11 protein-coding genes are annotated in these 18,916 nt (G+C 66.3%); 7 read left to right on the top strand and 4 right to left on the bottom strand.

Annotation, left to right across the window (positions count from 1 at the left end):
* Nucleotides 1–16: 16 nt before the first annotated feature.
* Nucleotides 17–3,013: a TonB-dependent receptor domain-containing protein gene (locus SOM26_RS12005; RefSeq protein WP_320452959.1), complete on the bottom strand. Its 2,997-nt coding sequence runs from the start codon at nucleotides 3,011–3,013 to the stop codon at nucleotides 17–19.
* Nucleotides 3,014–3,200: 187 nt separating this feature from the next.
* On the opposite strand from SOM26_RS12005, the gene SOM26_RS12000 reads away from it, so the two are divergent.
* Nucleotides 3,201–4,724, top strand: a complete 1,524-nt coding sequence (locus SOM26_RS12000; RefSeq protein ID WP_320452958.1) for an OpgD/OpgG family glucan biosynthesis protein — start codon at nucleotides 3,201–3,203, stop codon at nucleotides 4,722–4,724.
* Nucleotides 4,721–6,520, top strand: a complete 1,800-nt coding sequence (mdoH, locus tag SOM26_RS11995; protein ID WP_320452957.1) for a glucans biosynthesis glucosyltransferase MdoH — start codon at nucleotides 4,721–4,723, stop codon at nucleotides 6,518–6,520. Before SOM26_RS12000 ends, mdoH begins: the two co-directional genes overlap by 4 nt.
* 100 nt (nucleotides 6,521–6,620) lie before the next feature.
* On the opposite strand, the gene SOM26_RS11990 is transcribed toward mdoH, so the two are convergent.
* Entirely contained in the window at nucleotides 6,621–7,619 is a 999-nt protein-coding gene (locus tag SOM26_RS11990; protein ID WP_320452956.1) for a ligase-associated DNA damage response exonuclease, read from the bottom strand.
* Between the two features lie 19 nt (nucleotides 7,620–7,638).
* Here SOM26_RS11990 and SOM26_RS11985 point away from each other — a divergent pair, with 19 nt between their 5' ends.
* From SOM26_RS11985 to SOM26_RS11965, 5 genes are all read left to right on the top strand, one after another.
* Nucleotides 7,639–10,050, top strand: a complete 2,412-nt coding sequence (locus SOM26_RS11985) for a ligase-associated DNA damage response DEXH box helicase (protein ID WP_320452955.1) — start codon at nucleotides 7,639–7,641, stop codon at nucleotides 10,048–10,050.
* Nucleotides 10,051–10,188: 138 nt separating this feature from the next.
* A complete protein-coding gene (locus tag SOM26_RS11980) occupies nucleotides 10,189–12,288 on the top strand; it encodes a RelA/SpoT family protein (RefSeq protein ID WP_320452954.1) in 2,100 nt (699 codons plus the stop codon).
* A gap of 307 nt (nucleotides 12,289–12,595) precedes the next feature.
* Nucleotides 12,596–14,011 carry a M48 family metalloprotease gene (locus SOM26_RS11975; RefSeq protein WP_320452953.1) on the top strand — a complete coding sequence of 472 codons (1,416 nt, stop codon included), beginning with the start codon at nucleotides 12,596–12,598 and terminating at the stop codon, nucleotides 14,009–14,011.
* A gap of 34 nt (nucleotides 14,012–14,045) precedes the next feature.
* Complete coding sequence (locus SOM26_RS11970; protein WP_320452952.1) at nucleotides 14,046–15,038, top strand: glycosyltransferase family 2 protein; 993 nt, start codon at nucleotides 14,046–14,048, stop codon at nucleotides 15,036–15,038.
* Between the two features lie 193 nt (nucleotides 15,039–15,231).
* Nucleotides 15,232–15,927 (top strand): alpha/beta hydrolase, encoded by a 696-nt coding sequence (locus tag SOM26_RS11965; RefSeq protein ID WP_320452951.1) that lies wholly within the window; start codon nucleotides 15,232–15,234, stop codon nucleotides 15,925–15,927.
* Between the two features lie 118 nt (nucleotides 15,928–16,045).
* On the opposite strand, the gene pnp is transcribed toward SOM26_RS11965, so the two are convergent.
* Nucleotides 16,046–18,394, bottom strand: a complete 2,349-nt coding sequence (gene pnp / locus SOM26_RS11960; protein ID WP_320452950.1) for a polyribonucleotide nucleotidyltransferase — start codon at nucleotides 18,392–18,394, stop codon at nucleotides 16,046–16,048.
* Nucleotides 18,395–18,637: 243 nt separating this feature from the next.
* On the bottom strand, nucleotides 18,638–18,907 hold the full coding sequence (gene rpsO / locus SOM26_RS11955; RefSeq protein WP_320452949.1) for a 30S ribosomal protein S15: 270 nt from the start codon (nucleotides 18,905–18,907) through the stop codon (nucleotides 18,638–18,640).
* Nucleotides 18,908–18,916 lie beyond the last annotated feature (9 nt).

Here is an 18,916-nt window from a genome sequence, read left to right as displayed (position 1 = left end):
CCGCCCGCGGCCCTCGTCAGAATTCCGCCGTCAGGCCGATGAACACCGACCGGCCGACCACGTCGTACATGCCGGGATAGGTGTTGCCGTTCCCGAACGCGGACAGCAGCCCCTGCGCGATGATCGGCGGGTCCTTGTCGAGCAGGTTGTTGACGCCCGCGCGGAAGGTGACGCCGTCCTGAACCTTGGCGGTCGCCGCCAGATCGAAATAGCTGTACGCCTTGATCCGGCTGTTGAAGAGCGACGGCGTACCGGTCAGGTTCGGGTCGGTCGAATTGTTGGTCAGGTTCGTCGCGCCGATATAGCGCCAGTTGAGCGAGATCGTCCCCACCTTCGACGCGTCGGTCCAGGTGAAGCGCGACTGGTGCCGCCATTCGGGCGTCGGCTGGCCGCAAACGGGGCCGAAATAGCCGACGCAGTCATAGGAACCCAGGCCCGGCACCGGCTCGTTCACCAGCTTGCGGTTCCAGGTTCCCTGGAAGTCGATCGCCAGCGATCCCACGCCACCCAGCGGCTGGGAATAGGACAGGCCGAAGTCCACGCCCGAGGTGCGCAGCGAACCCGTATTCTGCGTCGTCGAGACGATATAGCCCTGGTCGCCGAAGATGATGCCGCCACGCGGATCGCGCTTGAACAGGTTGCAGAAGAACGGATTGCCGGTCGCGATGCACTGGCTGATCGTCTGGTTGACCGAGATCGAGCCGATATAGTCGCGCACCTTGATGTCGAAATAATCGACCGAGAAGGACAGCCGCCGCAGGAAGGTCGGCGTCAGGACCAGACCGGCGGTGAAGGTGTCGGCCGTCTCCGGCTTCAGCGCCGGATTGCCGCCGAACTGCGCCGTGCAGGTTTCCGCCGGGCAGTCGGTGATGCGGCCATATTGCGCCTGGGTCACGCCGGTACGGGCGCACTGGGCGAAGGTCGCGGTCGGCGTCGCGGTGGCGCAAGGGTCCTGCGCGCTGACATTGCCGTTGAACTGCGGGCCGAACAATTCCGAGACGTTGGCCGCACGGATCGCGCGGTTATAGCTGCCGCGCAGGCGGATATCGCTGCTCGGCGCCCAGGACAGCTCGGCCTTGTAGGTCGAGACGATCTTGGACAGGTTGCTATAGTCCGATCCGCGATAGCCCGCGTTCAGCGACAGGTCCTTGAAGAAAGGGCGGTTCTGGACCAGCGGCACTTCGATTTCCGCGAAGATCTCGTTCACGTCGAAGCGGCCCTGGGTTTCCTTGGTCCCCTTTTGCAGCGCCAGCGCGTCGGCCTTGAACTCCAGGCTTTCATAACGATGCTCGAAGCCGAGGACGACGCCGATGCCGTCGCTCGCGAAGGGCGACGTCACGCCGTACGTGCCCAGGTCCGCACTGATATTGCCGCTGAGCACGGTTTCCTTGTCGACGCCCCGGGTCGAGGTCGGCGCATAGATATAGCCGAACGCCGCGTCCGAAATGCCGTTGTAGCGGAAGATGTCGAGCGGAACGCACTGCGGATCGCTGCCATCGACCACCGACTTGCAGGTCGGGGTGCCGTTGACGTTGACCACCTGGATACCGCGATTGGCGCGGCTCGGGTCGATATCGTTCTCATAGGTCTCGTTATAGAGAACCGTCGAGAACAGCGCGTTGGCGTCATAGCGGATGCCGGGTGCGATCTCGCCGCGCACGCCGCCCGAGAAGCGATAGTCGGTGTGGCGCAGGTCGTCGCGACGCGGACGGGCGTTGCCCGCCACCGGGCGATAGCCGATGTAAAGCTGTTGCGTCGCGTTGGTGCCATAGGCCGAGCCGCACAGGATATTGCCCTGCTGCGCGCTGAGGAACGGATTGTCGCAATTGACCGAGTAGGTATAGCCCTGGAACAGCGCGGACGGGGCGACCTGCGAATTGGTGTGGTCGTCCATGAACATCACGCTGCCATAGGCTTCGACCGACGGCGTGATCTCGTACCGGGCAAAGGCACCGGCGGTGTAGCGGGTGTCGTTGCGCTGGAAATAGTTCAGCGGCGCGTAATTGTAGCGGAAGCTGGAATCATACGGCACCCAGGTGCGGTTGCCGTCCCGCGTATTGTTGAACCGGCCGTTATCGGCGTTCGGGCCCGTGATCGGGTCGAACAGGCCATATTGGTTGTTGCTCGACCCGCCGCAGGTCAGCGTCGAATTGCCCACGCCGGCGGGATCGAACGCGCAGGACGACACATCGCGGCTGCCCTGCAGAATCGGCTTGGTATCACGATAGCCGAAATAGGCGGTCACATTGCCGCGATTGTCGGGGAAGTTGGTGCCGAAGGCGACGTTGACATCCAGCTTGTGCCCGTCGAGCACATTGCGGTTCGCAAGGCGGTAATTGGCCTGGCTCTGGACGCCGCGCGCAAAGCTGTTGTCATTCTGGTGCTGCGCGAAGCCATATTGGATGTCGGTCCGGACGCCCTCCAGATCGTCGCGCAGGATGAAGTTGACCACGCCCGAAATCGCGTCCGACCCGTACACCGCGGAAGCGCCGCCGGTCACCACGTCGATCCGCTTGACCAGCGCGGAGGGGATGAAGTTCAGGTCGTTGGCCTGCACCGGCAGCATGCGCTGGCCGTTGATCAGCACCAGGTTCCGGTTGCTGCCCAGATTGCGCAGGTTGACGCGCGCGGTGCCGTCCGACCCGTTCGAGGCATTCTCGTTCGCGTCCGGCGTCACCTGCGGCAGGCGGTTCAGCACGTTCTCGACCTGGACCGCGCCCTGATAGCGGATCTCGGTATCGTCCACGACCGTCAGCGGGCTGTTGCTGGTCAGGCTGGGGCGTTGAAGCCGGGTGCCGGTGACGACGATCGAGTCGCCCGCTGCCTCGCGGCCCGTCTCGTTGGACAGCTTCGCGGCCTCGGGCGGACAGGGCTTGCCCGGCTCGGGCAGGCAGCGATCGTCGACATTCTGGTCCGTGCCTTGCGTCGCCTGCGCCAGTGCTGGCGAAACCGAAAGCAGCGCGATCGCAATCGCGCCGGCCGAACAGGCCAGCTTCTTGTAATTTCCATTCATGGAAGAGCCCCCTCTTGATTTTATACGATCATATTGCCGCCCCAATACCGTAAGTCAAATAAATTATACGACTTTCTGGACGGCATCTGATGGCGCGTTTGCAACCGATCGCCGCATGTTGCGTTGCAACATGGCAGGGACACGCCCAGCGCGGTCCCATTCGTCCACATGGGAGATGCCGGAGCCGATGATGCAGGCCAATCGTCGAGAACTCTTCGCGGCCTTTGCCGCATTGGGCCTTGCCCCTGCCCTTTGCGCGCGCGCCGCCGCACAGGGTGCATCCACGGGTGCACCGACCGGCAGGACCGAGCCCTTTTCGTGGGAGTCGCTGCAATCTCGCGCCCAGGCGCTGGCCGGGCGATCCTACCGCCCCCAGGCCAAGGTCGAGGCGGCCGCCGCGATCGACTATGATGCGGTTGGCACCATCCGCTACCGCGACGACCGGACATTGGCCGGGGGAATCCGGCTGTTCCCGCTGGGCCGCTACGCCCCCAATCCGGTCGGCATCCATATCGTCGAGAATGGCCGGGCGCGCACCGTCCCCTTCTCCGCCGACCTGTTCACCGCCGAGGCGGGTCATGCGCCGCCGCTGGGTATCGCCGGTTTCCGCGCGATGACGGCGGACGGGAAAAGCGACTGGCTGGCCTTTCAGGGCGCCTCCTATTTCCGTACGGCGGGCGCGCAGGACCAGTACGGCCTGTCGGCACGCGGCATTGCGATCGACACCGGCATCGACGGGCGCGAGGAGTTCCCCGCCTTCACCGACTTCTGGATCGAGCGGACCGGCGCGCAAGGCTATACCGTCTATGCGTTGCTCGACGGGCCCAGCGTCACCGGTGCGTACCGGATCGCCTCGACCAAGGGCGCGAACGGGGTCGAGCAGCAGGTGTCCGCCGTCCTGTTCTTCCGCCGCGACGTCGAGCGGCTGGGTATCGCGCCCGCGACCAGCATGTTCTGGTATGGCGAGGGCAATCGCGCGAGCGGCAGCGACTGGCGGCCCGAAATCCACGATTCCGATGGCCTCGCCCTGCTGACCGGCGCGGGCGAGCGATTGTGGCGGCCGCTGGTCAATCCGCCGCGCCCCACGCTCGACAGTTTCGCCGATACCAATCCGCGCGGCTTCGGCCTGCTCCAGCGCGACCGGGCGTTCGACCATTATCAGGATGACGGGGCGTTCTACGATCGCCGCGCGAACCTGTGGGTCCAGCCGCAGGGCGATTGGGGCCGGGGGCAGGTGATGCTCTATGCCTTTCCCACCAATTCCGAGACGGTCGACAATATCGTCGCCTTCTGGAACCCCGCCGATGCGCCCAAGGCGGGGCAGGAACGGCAATTCGACTATCGCCTGAGCTGGGGTTCCACCGATCCCACCGTGGTCCCTGCCATCGCGCACGTGGTCGACCAGTGGACCGGCGCGGCGGGCCGTCCCGGTGCCGAACCGACACCCGGTGCGCGCAAGCTGGTCGTCGATTTCGTCGGCCCCGCCCTGGGCGGGCTCGATCGGCAGAGCGGTGTCACCGCCGAAATCGTGGTCACGCGCGGCAAGCTGCTGGCCCAGGCCGCCTATCCGGTGGTGGGACAAGCCAATCGCTGGCGCGTCACCGCCGATATCGCGCCCGAGGGGCAGGGTCCGGCCGATGTCCGCCTGTTCCTGAAGCGTGGGACCAGGGCACTGACCGAAACGGTCCTCGCCCCGGTCTTCCTGCCATGACCCTGCCCCGCGCGATCATGCCGCCGCCGGCACCGCTTGCCATGCCGGTGCAGCGGTTCGACGGCCCGCCCCCGCCGCACAATGCGCCCGAACCGCGTCCGGGCGTGAACCTGTCGCCCGACGATATCTTGACCCGGCGGCTGCTGCTGATCCTGCTGACCGGGCTGCTGGCGACGGCCGCCTCGGCGTCGGTCAAGGAGGCGCTGCTCAGCGACGGGTTCAGCCTGCTCGACGGACTGTTGCTGCTGCTCTTCTTCCCGCTCTTCGCCTGGATCTCGTTCGGGTTCGTGACCGCGGCGATCGGCTTCGTCCTGCTGATCTCGCGCGCGCATCCCGGCATCACGCCCGCGCCGCGGGACGCCGCACCGCCGAGCGCGCGAACCGCCGTGCTGGTGCCGGTGCATAATGAGGATGTCGAGGCGGTGTTCGACCGGATCGCCCGCATGGCGACGATGATCGACCGGACGGGCGCCGCCGACCGTTTCGCCTTTTTCGTCCTGTCCGATTCGGGCGAGGCGGCGGAGGCCGAGGAGCGCGCCGCCTGGGCGCGCCTTGCCCCCTGGCTGAAGGTGCCGCTCTATTATCGCCGCCGGACCGAGAATGTCGGGCGCAAGCCCGGCAACGTCGCCGAATGGGTGCGCAACCATGGTGCGGCCTACGACTTCATGCTGATGCTCGACGCCGACAGCCTGATGGGCGGCGACACGATGGTCGGCATGGCGCAGATCATGGAGCAGCGCCCCTCGATCGCGCTGTTGCAGACCGTGCCGATGATCATCGGCGCGACGACCTTCTTCCAACGCTGGATGCAGTTCGCCAGCCGTTTCTACGGCCCCATCTCCACCGCCGGGCTGGTGTGGTGGTCGGGGTCGGAATCGACCTTCTGGGGCCATAACGCGCTGATCCGCATCCGGGCCTTTGCCGAAAGCTGCGGGCTGCCCGACCTGCCCGGACGGCCGCCCTTCGGCGGTACGATCATGAGCCATGACATGGTCGAGGCGGCATTGCTGCGGCGGCGTGGCTGGCGGCTGCACATGCTGATGGTCGAGGACAGTTTCGAGGAGTTTCCGCCGACCCTGATCGATCAGGCGGTGCGCGACCGGCGCTGGGCGCAGGGCAATATCCAGCATCTCAAGTTGCTGGGCGCGAGCGGCTTTCACGGGATCAGCCGGTTGCAGCTGCTGATCGGTGCCTCGGCCTATCTGATGTCGCCCGCCTGGCTGATCCTGATCGCCACCTCGATCGCGCAGAGCCTGTCCGACGATGCCGCGACGGTCCATGCCGTCACCTCGACCCAGGTGCTGGTCGTGACGCTGGTGCTGCTGTTCGGTCCCAAGCTGCTGAGCATGATCTGGGCCATGGCCGATCGCGAGCGACGGGCGAGCTATGGAGGCGCGCGGGCGATCCTGGCGTCGATGGCGCTCGACGTGCCGCTGTCGATCCTGACCGCGCCGGTGATCGCGCTGACCCAGACGATCGACCTGATCGCCATCGTGCGCGGCAAGCCGTCGGGCTGGAACCCGCAGAGCCGGGTGCGCGACGGGCTGGCGGCGGCGGATGCGATGCCGCGTTATCACTGGCATCTGGGCGTGGGCGTGGTGTTGCTGGGGGTGTCGTTCCTGAACCCGATGCTGGGGGCGTGGCTGTCGCCGGTGACGCTGGGGCTGTTGCTGGCGCCGTGGCTGGCGATGCAGACGGCCAAGGTGCGGCCCGGCGAGCGGCTGGCGAAGAAGGGCGTGTTCGCGGTGCCGGGATCGGTGGTGGCGGAACCGGCGCGGCCCTTGGCGATGGCGTGAGGGTTCGGCGTGGGCTTCGACTTCGCTCAGCCTGAACGGCTGGGGGAATTGGCCCTTCCAAACCTCCGTTCAGCCTGAGCGAAGACGAAGGCCAAGGGGATCAATCATCCTCGTCCTCGAACCCCACCAATGCCAGGGCGCGCGCCTTCATCTGCCGCGTCTCGCACCAGTGGACCAGCGCCTCCTCGCGCCCGTGCGTCACCCACACCTCGCGCGGGGCGATCTCGGTCAGCGTCTGGGTCAGTTCGTCCCAATCGGCATGGTCGGACAGGATCAGCGGCAGCTCGACATTCTTCTGCCGCGCGCGCTGGCGCACCCGCATCCACCCGCTGGCCATCGCGGTGATCGGATCCGGCAGCCGCCGCGACCAGCGATCGTTGAGCGCACCCGGCGGGCACATCACGACATGCCCCGCCATCTCCGCCTTGGGGCTATCCGCGACCATGCGCAGCTCGCCCAGATCGACACCCAGTTCCTGATACAGCGCACACAGCCGCGCCAATGCGCCGTGCAGATAGATGGGCGCGTCATGCCCGCGCACCCGCAACTCGGCAATCACCCGCTGCGCCTTGCCCAGCGCATAGGCGCCCACCAGCACGCAACGCGTGGGATTGGCGTGGAGCCGCGCGATCAGCTTGTCGATCTCGTCGCCGGTGTCGGGATGGCGGAAGACGGGCAGCGCGAAGGTCGCCTCGGTGACGAACACGTCGCATTTCACCGGCTCGAAGGCGGTACAGGTCGGGTCGGCGCGGCGCTTGTAATCCCCCGACACCACCACCCGCTCGCCGCGATGGTCGAGCACGATCTGCGCCGATCCCAGCACATGACCCGCGGGCACGAAGCTCACCTCCACTTCGCCCAGCCGGATCGTCTCGCCATAGCCAACCGGCACCCCGTTCTGCGGGCCATAGCGCGCCGCCATGATCGCCAGCGTCTCGGGCGTCGCCCACACCGTGCCGTGCCCGCCGCGCGCATGGTCGGCATGGCCGTGCGTCACCAGCGCGCGGGGCTCCGGCTCGGACGGATCGACCCACACATCGGCGGGGGCCACGTAAATCCCATGTTTATGGGGCTGTATCCAGTCGCCGAGCTTGACCATGATACCTATATCCTTCGGGATGCCCCCCGGTTCCCTTCCCCCCGCCCTGACCGACTGGTTCGCCGCCAAGGGCTGGCGGCCGCGCGCCCATCAGCTGGCGATGCTGGTCGAGGCGCGCGCCGGGCGCCACGCGCTGCTGGTCGCGACGACGGGCGCGGGCAAGACGCTGGCGGGGTTCCTGCCGACGCTGACCGAATTGATCGAGCAGCCGTCCGAGGGGCTGCACACCCTCTACGTCTCGCCGCTCAAGGCGCTGGCGGTCGATATCCGCCGCAACCTCGTCACGCCGATCGAGGAAATGGGCCTCGACATCCGGGTCGAGACGCGGACCGGCGACACCTCGTCCGACAAGAAGGCGCGGCAGCGGGTGAAGCCGCCGCAGATCCTGCTGACCACGCCGGAATCGCTGTCGCTGCTGCTCAGCTACCCGGATGCGGCAGCGATGTTCGCAGGGCTGAAGACCATCGTGGTGGACGAGGTCCATGCCTTCGCCACCGGCAAGCGCGGCGACCTGCTCAGCTTGTGCATGGCGCGGTTGCAGCGCCTGTCCCCCGACCTTCGCCGCGTCGCGCTGTCGGCGACGGTGGCGGACCCGGACGGCTATCGCGCCTGGCTGGCCCCCGATGGCGATATCGACGCGGTGGGATTGGTGACGGGCGAGCCTGGCGCGCCGCCGGATATATCCATCCTGCTGCCCGAGGACCGCGTACCCTGGGCGGGCCATTCGGGCCGCTATGCCGCCGCGCAGGTCATGCGGGTGATCGAGGCGAACCGGACCACCATCGTCTTCTGCAACACGCGCAGCCTCGCCGAACTCATCTTCCAGGATTTGTGGAAGGCCAATGACAAGAGCCTGCCGATCGGCGTCCATCACGGTTCGCTGTCGCTGGAAGCGCGACAAAAGGTCGAGGGCGCGATGGCCGATGGCCAGCTTCGCGCGCTGGTCGCGACCGCAAGCCTGGATCTGGGCGTCGACTGGGGCGATGTCGATTGCGTAATCCAGATGGGCGCGCCCAAGGGCTCGTCGCGCCTGCTCCAGCGGATCGGCCGCGCCAATCACCGACTGGACGAATCGAGCCGCGCCATCCTGGTCCCCGGCAACCGCTTCGAATATCTGGAGGCGCGCGCCGCGCTCGACGCGGTGGAGGCGGGCGAGCTCGACCCCGACCTGTTCCGGCAGGGCGCGCTCGACGTGCTGGCGCAGCATGTCATGGCCTGTGCATGCGCCGCGCCGTTCGAGCAGGGCGCGCTGCTGGACGAAATCCGCTCGGCCATGCCCTATTCGGCGTTGGACGACGAGACGTTCGACCGGGTGCTGAACTTCATCGCCGATGGCGGCTATTCCTTGCGCGCCTATGACAAGTTCAAGCGGTTGGTGCAGCAGCCGGACGGCCTGTGGCGCGTGACCCATCCGCAATTCGTCGCGCAGCATCGGCTGAACGCCGGGATCATCGTCGAGGCGACAATGCTGAAGGTGCGTTTCCGCAACGGCCGCCAGTTGGGCCGTGTCGAGGAGGGATTCGCCGCGACGCTGGCGCCGGGCGACACCTTCTTCTTCGCCGGGCTCAGCTTGGAGGTGGAGTCGATCGACGGCGAGGACCTGATCGTGCGCGCCACCTCCCGCCCGGCCCGCATCCCGACCTATGGCGGCAGCCGGATGCCGCTGTCGACCAGCCTGGCGGACCGGGTGCGCGGCTTCCTGGCCGACCGGGGGGAATGGGATCGCTTTCCGGCTGATGTGCATGACTGGCTGGAGATGCAGGACCGCCGCTCGGTCCTGCCCCGCCCCGGCCAGTTGCTGGTCGAGACCTTCCCGCGCGAGGGGCGGCATTACATGGTCGCCTATAGCTTCGAGGGGTGGAACGCGCACCAGTCGCTGGGGATGCTGATCACAAGGCGGATGGAGGCGCAGGGGCTGAAACCCCTGGGCTTCGTCGCCAGCGACTATGCGCTGGCCTGTTACGGGCTGGAGAAGGTGACCGATCCGGCAAGCCTGTTCTCGCCCGATATCCTCGAAAACGAGTTCGTCGACTGGGTGCAGCAATCGCACCTGCTCAAGCGCGCCTTTCGCGAGGTCGCGGTGATCGGCGGGCTGGTCGAGCGCCAGCATCCCGGCAAGCGCAAGACCGGGCGGCAGGTGACGTTTTCGACCGACCTGATCTACGACGTCCTGCGCAAATATGAGCCCGGCCACCTGCTGCTGCAAGCGGCGTGGGACGATGCGCGCGCGCGGATGACCGATGTGGGGCGACTGGCGAACCTGCTCGACCGGGCGGGCGGCACGATGCTGCACGTCGATCTGGAGCGGGTGAGCCCACTAGCGGTCCCGGTGCTGGTGCTGATCGGGCGGGAAAAGGTGGCGACGGGAAGTGCGGACGACGACCTGCTGATCGAGGCGGAGGCGCTGGCGGCGGAAGCGATGGGGGAGTGATTCCCTAGCTTCACCTCTAGCCGCTCCCCTCCCGGAGGCGGGAGGGGCTTCACAAGAGAAGCGCTTAAGACGACCTCGATCACCCTGATCGCATCAAAAATGTTGCATTGCCCAACCACCCCACGCAAACCTGAATCCGTGCTCCGCCAGTATGAACTCGTCGACCGCGTGCTCGACTACGACCCCCAGGCCGATGAGGCACTGCTCAACCGCGCTTACGTCTTCTCGATGAAGGCGCATGGCAGCCAGAAGCGTGCCTCGGGCGATCCTTATTTCAGCCATCCGATCGAAGTGGCGGGGATTCTCACCGACCTGCATCTGGATGACGAGACGATCGCCACCGCGATCCTGCACGACACGATCGAGGACACGGTCGCCACCTATGACGAGATCGAGCGGCTGTTCGGTCCCAATGTCGCGCGGCTGGTAGACGGCGTTACCAAGCTGTCCAAGATCGAGGCCCAGACCGAGAGCGAGCGCGCCGCCGAGAATCTGCGCAAGTTCCTGCTCGCCATGTCGGACGATATCCGCGTCCTGCTGGTCAAGCTGGCCGACCGTCTGCACAATATGCGCACGCTCCATCACATCGCGAAGCCGGAGAAACGCCGCCGCATCGCGAAGGAGACGATGGACATCTATGCCCCGCTCGCCGAGCGGATCGGCATGTACGAGTTCATGAAGGAGATGCAGATGCTCTCCTTCCAACAGCTCGAACCCGAGGCCTATGAGTCGATCACCCTTCGCCTCGCGCAAATGAAGGAAGGCGGCGGAGACCGGATTTCCAAGATCGCCTCGGGCCTGAAACTGCTGATGTCGCGCGGCGGGGTGGAGGCGGAGGTGACGGGGCGCGAAAAGTCCGCCTTCTCGATCTTCCGCAAGATGAACGAGCGGCACATCAGCTTCGAGCAGCTGTCCGACGTGATGGCGTTCCGTGCGATCGTGCCGACCGAGGAGGATTGCTACCGCGCGCTGGGCCTGATCCATCGCCGCTGGCCGATGGTGCCGGGGCGGTTCAAGGACTATATCTCGACACCCAAGCGCAACGGATACCGCTCGCTGCACACCAGCGTGATCCATGCCGACAATGCGCGCATCGAGATCCAGATTCGCACCCCCGAAATGCACGCCGAGGCCGATTTCGGCCTGGCCGCGCACTGGACCTACAAGCAGGCGACGCGCCACGACGCGCAGGTCAGCTGGATTCGCGACCTCGTCGAAATCCTCGACACCTCGGACAGCCCCGAAGAGCTGATCGAGCATACGAAGATGGCGATGTACCAGGATCGCATCTTCGCCTTCACCCCCAAGGGCGAGCTGATCCAGTTGCCCAAGGGCGCGACGCCGATCGACTTCGCCTATGCCGTGCACACCGATCTGGGCGACCAGGCGGTGGGCGCCAAGTTGAACGGGCGGGTCGTGCCGCTGTCCACCGTCATCGCCAATGGCGACCAGGTGCAGATCCTGCGCTCGGCGGGGCAGACGCCGCAGGCCAACTGGCTCAATCTGGCGATCACCGGCAAGGCGCTGGCCGCGATCCGCCGCCACCTGCGCCATGCCGAGCGCACCGAACAAGTCAGCCTGGGCAGCAAGCTCTATGAGGATATCGTCCGGCGGCTTCCGGCGCAGATCGGGCCGGACGCGCTGACCCATGCGCTGCAACGGCTGAAGATGCCCGACGAGGCGCATCTGATGATCGCCATCGCCAGGCGGACCGTGTCGGACGCGGCGGTGATGGAGGCGTTGATGCCCGGTTCGGCGGGCGCGGATGTCGCCGCCCTTGCGCCGCAGTCGAGCGCGATCTCGATCAAGGGGCTGACGCCCGGCGTCGCCTATGACCTGGCGCAATGCTGTCACCCGGTGCCGGGCGACCGGATCGTCGGGCTTCGCCGCCCGGATGCGGGGATCGAGGTGCACGCGATCCAGTGTCCTGTGCTCGCCGAACTGGCCGACCGCACCGACGAGGAAACCGACTGGGTCGATGTGTCCTGGGGCGACGAGACCGAGGGCGCGACCGCGCGCATCTCGGTGATGGTCAAGAACGAGCCCGGCGCGCTGGGCATCCTGGCGACGATCATCGGCCAGCACAGGGCCAACATCATCAACGTCCGTCTGGATACGCGCGACACGCGTTTCCATACGAACCTGATCGATGTCGAGGTGCACGACCTGCAACACCTGATGCGCCTGATCGCGGCCCTGCGCGCGGCCGATGTGGTGAGCCTGGTCGAGCGGGTTTAGGTTCGCGCAGAGGCGCAGAGGACGCAGAGAGGGGGTGCGCGGAGCGCTTATACTATTTTGACGACCGGCTGATTGTGGAAGGTCGAAGACACGACCGGACAAAATACCTCTGCGCCCTCCGCGCCTCCGCGCGAACCCATTCTTCTTCGTTCCCCGGCGTTGGCCTTGAAGGAACTGGACCCCAGCCTTCGCCGGGGAACGAAATGGGCATCGAAATTCTAACGCAGGAATGACGTCGCCGTAACAAAAGGCTGGAACCCCCAAGCGCGGCGCGCTTTGAAAAGCGCAAACAGGGAGTTCGTCACCGATGCGTTTCGCTACCGCCGCCGCCATGCTGGCACTCGTCGCCACCCCCGTCGCGGCGCAGACCACGCGCTCTATCTCCGCCTCCGACAAGGCGCAGGGTGCGCAGGCCAATCCCCAGCTCGTCCAGCAATATGGCGGTCGCTATACCGGCCCGCAGGCGGCATTCGTCGAGCGCGTGGGCAAGCGCGTGGCGGTGCAATCCGGCCTGTCCAATGCGCAGGGCGACTTTACCGTCACCACGCTGAACTCGCCCGTCGAGAATGCCTTCGCGATTCCGGGCGGCTATGTCTATGTCACCCGCCAATTGTTGGCGCTGATGAACTCGGAAGCCGAACTGGCCTCGGTCCTCGGCCATGAAGTCGGCCATGTCGCCGCGCGTCACTCGCAGAGCCGCAACACCCGCTCGACCATCGGGTCGATCCTGGCGGCGGGCGCGGGCCTGTTGACCGGCAGCAACGTCGCCACGCAGCTGGTCGGCACCGGTGCGCAGCTCTACACGCTGAAATATGGCCGCGATCAGGAGTATCAGGCCGATGGCCTGGGCATCCGCTACATGACGGCGGCCGGCTATGATCCCTATGCCTCGGCCGACATGCTCGCATCGCTGGCCGCGTCGAGCAATCTGGCCGCGCGTACCGCGGGCAGGGACGCCAACGCCACGCCCACCTGGGCCTCGACCCACCCCAACAGCGCCGACCGGGTCCGCCGCGCCGCCGATCTGGCCAAGGCGACCGGCCGTCCGGAAACCACGCCCCCGCAGGACACCGCCTTTCTCCGCATGCTCGACGGCATGGCTTACGGCGACGATCCGAAGGAAGGCGTGGTCGACGGCCAGACCTTCCGCCATCCCGGCCTCAAGCTGAAATTCACCGCACCCAGCGGCTATGCCATCGCCAATGGCAGCGATGCGGTGACGATCGCCGGACAGGGCGGGCAGGCCGAGATGCGCCTGGCGCAAGGCAGCGACCTGGGCCAGGCCATTACCCAGCGTTTCGGTCAGCTTGGCACCGGCACGCCGACCGGCCAGCTTCAGAACGGTACGGCGAACGGCATTCCCTATGCCTTCGTCACCACCCGCGCCGCCGCCAACAACCGCGCGGTCGATGCGACCGTCGTCGCCTACCGCTTCCCCTCGGCGACCTATACCTTCACGCTGGTCACGCCAGCGGGGTCGGGCATCGGCCCGTTCCAGCCGCTGCTCGCCTCGGTCGCGCCGCTCTCCACTGCGGAGGCCAACACCATTCGCGGCAAGAAGATCAGCATCGTCACCGTCAAGGCGGGCGACACGATCGACAGCCTGTCGGCGCGCATGGCCTTTCCCGATTACAAGCGCGAGCGGTTCGTGACGCTGAACGGCCTCGACCCGGAACAGGCGCTGACGCCGGGCCGTCTGGTGAAGTTGGTCGTGAATGGGTGACGGACGGCTTCGACGCCGCTAAACCGGCGGCGTCATGAAGCGCCCAGCCCTGTCCGTCGTCGTCCCCTGCTATAACGAAGCTGCCTGCCTGGACGTGCTGCACGCGCGCATCTCGGGTGCGGCGCGCGCGGCGGTGGGCGAGGATTACGAGATCGTCCTGATCAACGACGGCTCGAAGGACGACAGTTGGCCGGTGATGCAGCGTCTGGCCGCCGCCGACCCGCATCTGGTCGCGATCAACCTGTCGCGCAACCATGGCCACCAGTTGGCGCTGACCGCGGGCCTCGACCTGTGCGCGGGCGAGCAGATCCTGATCATCGACGCCGATCTTCAAGACCCGCCCGAGCTGTTGACCGACATGCGCGCGACCATGGCGGCGCAGGAGGCCGACGTGGTCTATGCCGTGCGCCGCAAGCGTGCCGGGGAGACGCTGTTCAAGAAGGCGACGGCGGCGGTCTTCTATCGGATGCTCGACCGGCTGACCGACACGCCGATCCCGCTCGACACCGGCGATTTCCGCCTGATGAGCCGCCGCGCGCTCGATGCGCTGCAGTCGCTGCCCGAACAGGCGCGCTTCATTCGCGGCATGGTCGCCTGGGTCGGCTTTCGCCAGGTGCCCTTCCCCTATGACCGCGCCGAGCGTCATGCCGGCGAAACCCATTATCCGCTGGGCAAGATGATCGCGCTCGCCTTCGACGCCGTAACCGGGTTTTCGACCGCGCCGCTGCGCTGGGCCAGCCATATCGGGCTGGCGCTGACGGCCGCGTCGCTGTTGCTGCTGGTCTATATCGCGATCGGCTGGCTGACCGGTTCGGCGGTGCAGGGCTGGACCTCGACCATGCTCGTCACCGTCATCCTAGGCGCGGTGCAGATGTTCGTGCTGGGCATGATCGGCGAATATCTGGGGCGGCTGTACATCGAGTCGAAGCGGCGGCCGCTATACCTGGTCGCGGACGTGGCGGGGCCTGTCCAGGGCCATGCCCGGCTGGGGTACAGCGCACATGAGGGGGCCAAGGACCGGGCCTGACCTCCGATCAGCGATGCCCTCAGCCTGGGTTAAGCCGCACCGCACATAGTCCGCCGTGTGAACAGCAAGGGGCTGAGCGATGCCGAAGCGTTGGGCGATCCATTTGATTCTGGCGGGATGGGCCGCTTTCCCCCTCGCCCTATCTGCACAGAGCCATGTTCCGATCGCATCCATAACGACCCGCGTCATCGACATGCCCCGCCCCAACGGTGCGGATCAGCGAATCCTGCTATCGATGCCCGCCCATGCGCGCGGGATGATCGTGATGCTGCCGGGCGGCGCGGGCGATATCGGGATCGAGCACGACAAGACGCTTCGCCACGGCGACAATTTCGTCGTGCGTACACGCGCGCTCTGGAATGCCAGGGGCTATGGGGTGCTGATCCCCGATGCGCTGGGCAGCGACAATATGCGCGGACGACGCAGTTCGCCTGGCTATGCGCGCGTTATTACCGATCTGGTCGCGCTGGCGCATCGTCAGGGGACAGGACCGGTCTTCCTGCTCGGCACCAGCCAAGGATCGATCGCGGCCATGAACGCCGCCGCCCATGCCGCACCGGGAAGTGTGGCCGGCGTCGTGCTGACCGAGTCGGTATCGGTGATGGGCGGCAGTCACGAGACGGTGTTCGATGCTGACCCCTCGGGCGTGCGCGTGCCCGCGCTGGTGGTCGCGAACAGCGATGACGCATGCAAGGTCGCGCCGCCCGCCAATGCCGCCCGAATCGCTGGCGCGATGAAACAGAGCCCGGCGGCGCAGGTGATCGTCGTGTCGGGCGGGGTTACCCGGTCTGACAATCCCTGCGGCTCGCTGACGCCGCATGGCTATTACGGGATCGAGGACAAGGTCGTCGGTGCGATCGTACGCTGGATGGACGCGCAGCCTGGGTGAGGGTGAAGCGTAGCCCTCGATTTCACTCAGCCTGAGCGAAGTCGAAGGCCAAGCGCTCCCCCAACGAAAAAGGGCCCGGGGTTTCCCCCGAGCCCTTTTCCTACCCGAAGGCAGAGGATCAGTCGCGATCGCCGGTCAGGAAGGCCGGAGCGGCGAATTCGGGCGAACCGCCCTGCTCGCCACCTTCGCGACGGGGACGGTCGCCACGGTCGCGACGCGGACCGCTGCGGCCTTCGCCACCACGCTCGCCGCCACGATCACCACCACGGTCTCCGGCGTCACGGCGCGGGCCGCGACCGCCTTCACGGTCGCCGCGCGGGCCACGATCGCCGCGCTGCTCACGCGGTTCGCGCGCCGGACGATTGTCCTCCAGCTCGGCACCGGTTTCCTGGTCGACGACGCGCATCGACAGGCGAACCTTGCCGCGCGGATCGATCTCGAGGACCTTGACCTTGACTTCCTGGCCTTCGCTCAGGACGTCCGAGACCTTCTCGACACGCTCGTTCTTGATCTCCGAGACGTGGACGAGACCGTCCTTGCCGCCCATGAAGTTCACGAACGCACCGAAATCGACCAGGTTGACGACCTTGCCGTTGTAGATCTTGCCGACCTCGGCCTCTTCGACGATGCCCTTGATCCAGTTCATTGCGGCTTCGATCTGCGCACCGTCCGACGAGCTGATCTTGATCACGCCTTCGTCGTCGATGTCGACCTTGGCGCCGGTGGTGGCGACGATCTCGCGGATCACCTTGCCGCCGGTGCCGATCACGTCGCGGATTTTCGACTTGTCGATCGTCATCGTCTCGATGCGCGGCGCGTGCGCCGACAGCTCGGTACGGGTCGACGACAGCGCCTTGTTCATCTCGCCCAGGATGTGCGCGCGGCCTTCCTTGGCCTGCGCCAGTGCGACCTTCATGATCTCCTCGGTGATACCGGCGATCTTGATGTCCATCTGGAGCGAGGTGATGCCCTCGGAAGTGCCGGCGACCTTGAAGTCCATGTCGCCCAGGTGATCTTCGTCACCCAGGATGTCGGACAGGACGGCGAAGTCCTTGCCTTCTAGGATCAGGCCCATGGCGATGCCCGACACCGGACGCTTCAGCGGAACGCCCGCATCCATCAGCGCCAGCGAGCCGCCACAGACGGTGGCCATCGACGACGAGCCGTTCGACTCGGTGATGTCGCTGGTCACGCGGATGGTGTAGGGGAATTCCTCCTTGGTCGGCAGCACCGGGTGCAGCGCACGCCATGCCAGCTTGCCATGGCCGATCTCGCGACGACCCGGCGCACCGAAGCGGCCCACTTCGCCGACCGAATAGGGCGGGAAGTTATAGTGCAGCATGAAGTGCTGGTACGACAGGCCGTTCAGGCCGTCGATCATCTGCTCCGCATCGCGGGTGCCCAGCGTCGTGGTCGCGATCGTCTGGGTCTCGCCGCGCGTGAACAGCGCCGAGCCGTGCGAACGCGGCAGGAAGTGGACTTCGGCCTCGATCGGGCGGATCTGCGTGGTCGAGCGACCGTCGATGCGGCGGCCGTCCTTCAGGATCGCGGTGCGGACGATCTCCGCTTCCAGCTTCTTGACGAGCTTGGCGGCGACCAGCTGCTCCTGAGGGGTACGCTCGGCCATGGCGGTCTTCGCCTTGGCACGCGCCTCGCCCAGCGCGGTCTGGCGCTGCTGCTTGTCGGTCAGCTTGTAGGCCGCGGTGATGTCCTTGCCGATCAGCTTCTTCAGCTCGGCCTTGACCGCCTTCTGGTCGTCGCCGACCTTCAGCTCCCACGGGTCCTTGGCGGCCTGCTCGGCCAGGTCGATGATCGCGTCGATGATCTGCTGCGACGCCTTGTGCGCATGCATGACGGCGCCCAGCATCACCTCTTCGGACAGCTCCTTGGCTTCCGATTCGACCATCATCACCGCGTCGTGGGTGGCGGCGACGACCAGGTCCAGCTCACCGGCCAGCGCCTCGGCGTCGGTCGGGTTCAGGACATATTCGCCATCGACATAACCGACGCGCGCGGCGCCAATCGGGCCCATGAACGGCACGCCCGAGATGGTGAGCGCGGCCGACGCGGCGACCAGCGCCAGGATGTCGGGCTCGTTCTCGCCGTCATACGAGAGCACCTGGCAGATGCAGTTGATCTCGTTGTAGAAACCTTCGGGGAACAGCGGGCGGATCGGACGATCGATCAGGCGGCTGATCAGCGTCTCACGCTCGGTCGCGCCACGCTCGCGCTTGAAGAAACCGCCGGGGATACGGCCCGCCGACGAGAACTTCTCCTGATAGTGAACGGTCAGCGGGAAGAAGTCCTGCCCTTCCTTCACGTTCTTCGCGGCCGTCACGGCGCACAGCACCACCGTCTCGCCCAGCGTCGCGATCACCGCGCCGTCGGCCTGACGGGCCACCTTGCCGGTTTCGAGGGTCAGCGTCTTGCCGCCCCACTCGATGGCCACTTTCTTGGTATCGAACATCAAATTTCCTTCACTCCGACGGGCCTATCCCGCCGGGGCCTATGGGTTGAGCCAAAATTGGCTCTGGAGGTCGACCGAATTGCCGATCCCCCGATCCTACCCGACCCTATCGTCGGGTTTCATGACATAAAGGCCTTGGGATGCGCATCTGCGCCGTCCGGTCGGCCGGGTGCTCTATACACCAGCCGATGAAAAAAGGGCACCCCGTGAGGGATGCCCTTTTTCGTCAGCGTCGTCCGCGTGTTACTTACGCAGGCCGAGCTTGGCGATCAGCGCCAGATAGCGGTCGCCGTCCTTGTGACGCAGATAGTCGAGCAGCGAGCGACGCTTGTTGACCAGCATCAGCAGACCGCGACGCGAATGGTTGTCCTTCGCATGGGTCTTGAAGTGCTCGGTCAGGTTCTGAATACGCTGGGTCAGGATCGCGACCTGGACTTCGGGCGAACCCGTGTCACCCTCGGCGCGGGCATGATCCTTGATGATTTCCTGGCGGCGTTCAGCGGTTACCGACATCGTGGTCCT

Source organism: Sphingomonas sp. CFBP8993, from assembly GCF_034044895.1.
Taxonomy (GTDB): domain Bacteria; phylum Pseudomonadota; class Alphaproteobacteria; order Sphingomonadales; family Sphingomonadaceae; genus Sphingomonas.
The sequence above is the reverse complement of the archived record's forward strand: the minus strand, read 5'-3'. Positions and strand labels throughout refer to the sequence as shown.

Coding starts and splice junctions, on each gene's coding strand:
- SOM26_RS11975 (WP_320452953.1), top strand. CDS start 12,596: ATGCGTTTCGCTACCGCCGCCGCCATGCTGGCACTCGTCGCCACCCCC.
- SOM26_RS11970 (WP_320452952.1), top strand. CDS start 14,046: ATGAAGCGCCCAGCCCTGTCCGTCGTCGTCCCCTGCTATAACGAAGCT.
- SOM26_RS11985 (WP_320452955.1), top strand. CDS start 7,639: ATGCCCCCCGGTTCCCTTCCCCCCGCCCTGACCGACTGGTTCGCCGCC.
- SOM26_RS12005 (WP_320452959.1), bottom strand. CDS start 3,013: ATGAATGGAAATTACAAGAAGCTGGCCTGTTCGGCCGGCGCGATTGCG.
- mdoH (WP_320452957.1), top strand. CDS start 4,721: ATGACCCTGCCCCGCGCGATCATGCCGCCGCCGGCACCGCTTGCCATG.
- SOM26_RS11990 (WP_320452956.1), bottom strand. CDS start 7,619: ATGGTCAAGCTCGGCGACTGGATACAGCCCCATAAACATGGGATTTAC.
- SOM26_RS12000 (WP_320452958.1), top strand. CDS start 3,201: ATGATGCAGGCCAATCGTCGAGAACTCTTCGCGGCCTTTGCCGCATTG.
- SOM26_RS11965 (WP_320452951.1), top strand. CDS start 15,232: ATGCCCCGCCCCAACGGTGCGGATCAGCGAATCCTGCTATCGATGCCC.
- rpsO (WP_320452949.1), bottom strand. CDS start 18,907: ATGTCGGTAACCGCTGAACGCCGCCAGGAAATCATCAAGGATCATGCC.
- pnp (WP_320452950.1), bottom strand. CDS start 18,394: ATGTTCGATACCAAGAAAGTGGCCATCGAGTGGGGCGGCAAGACGCTG.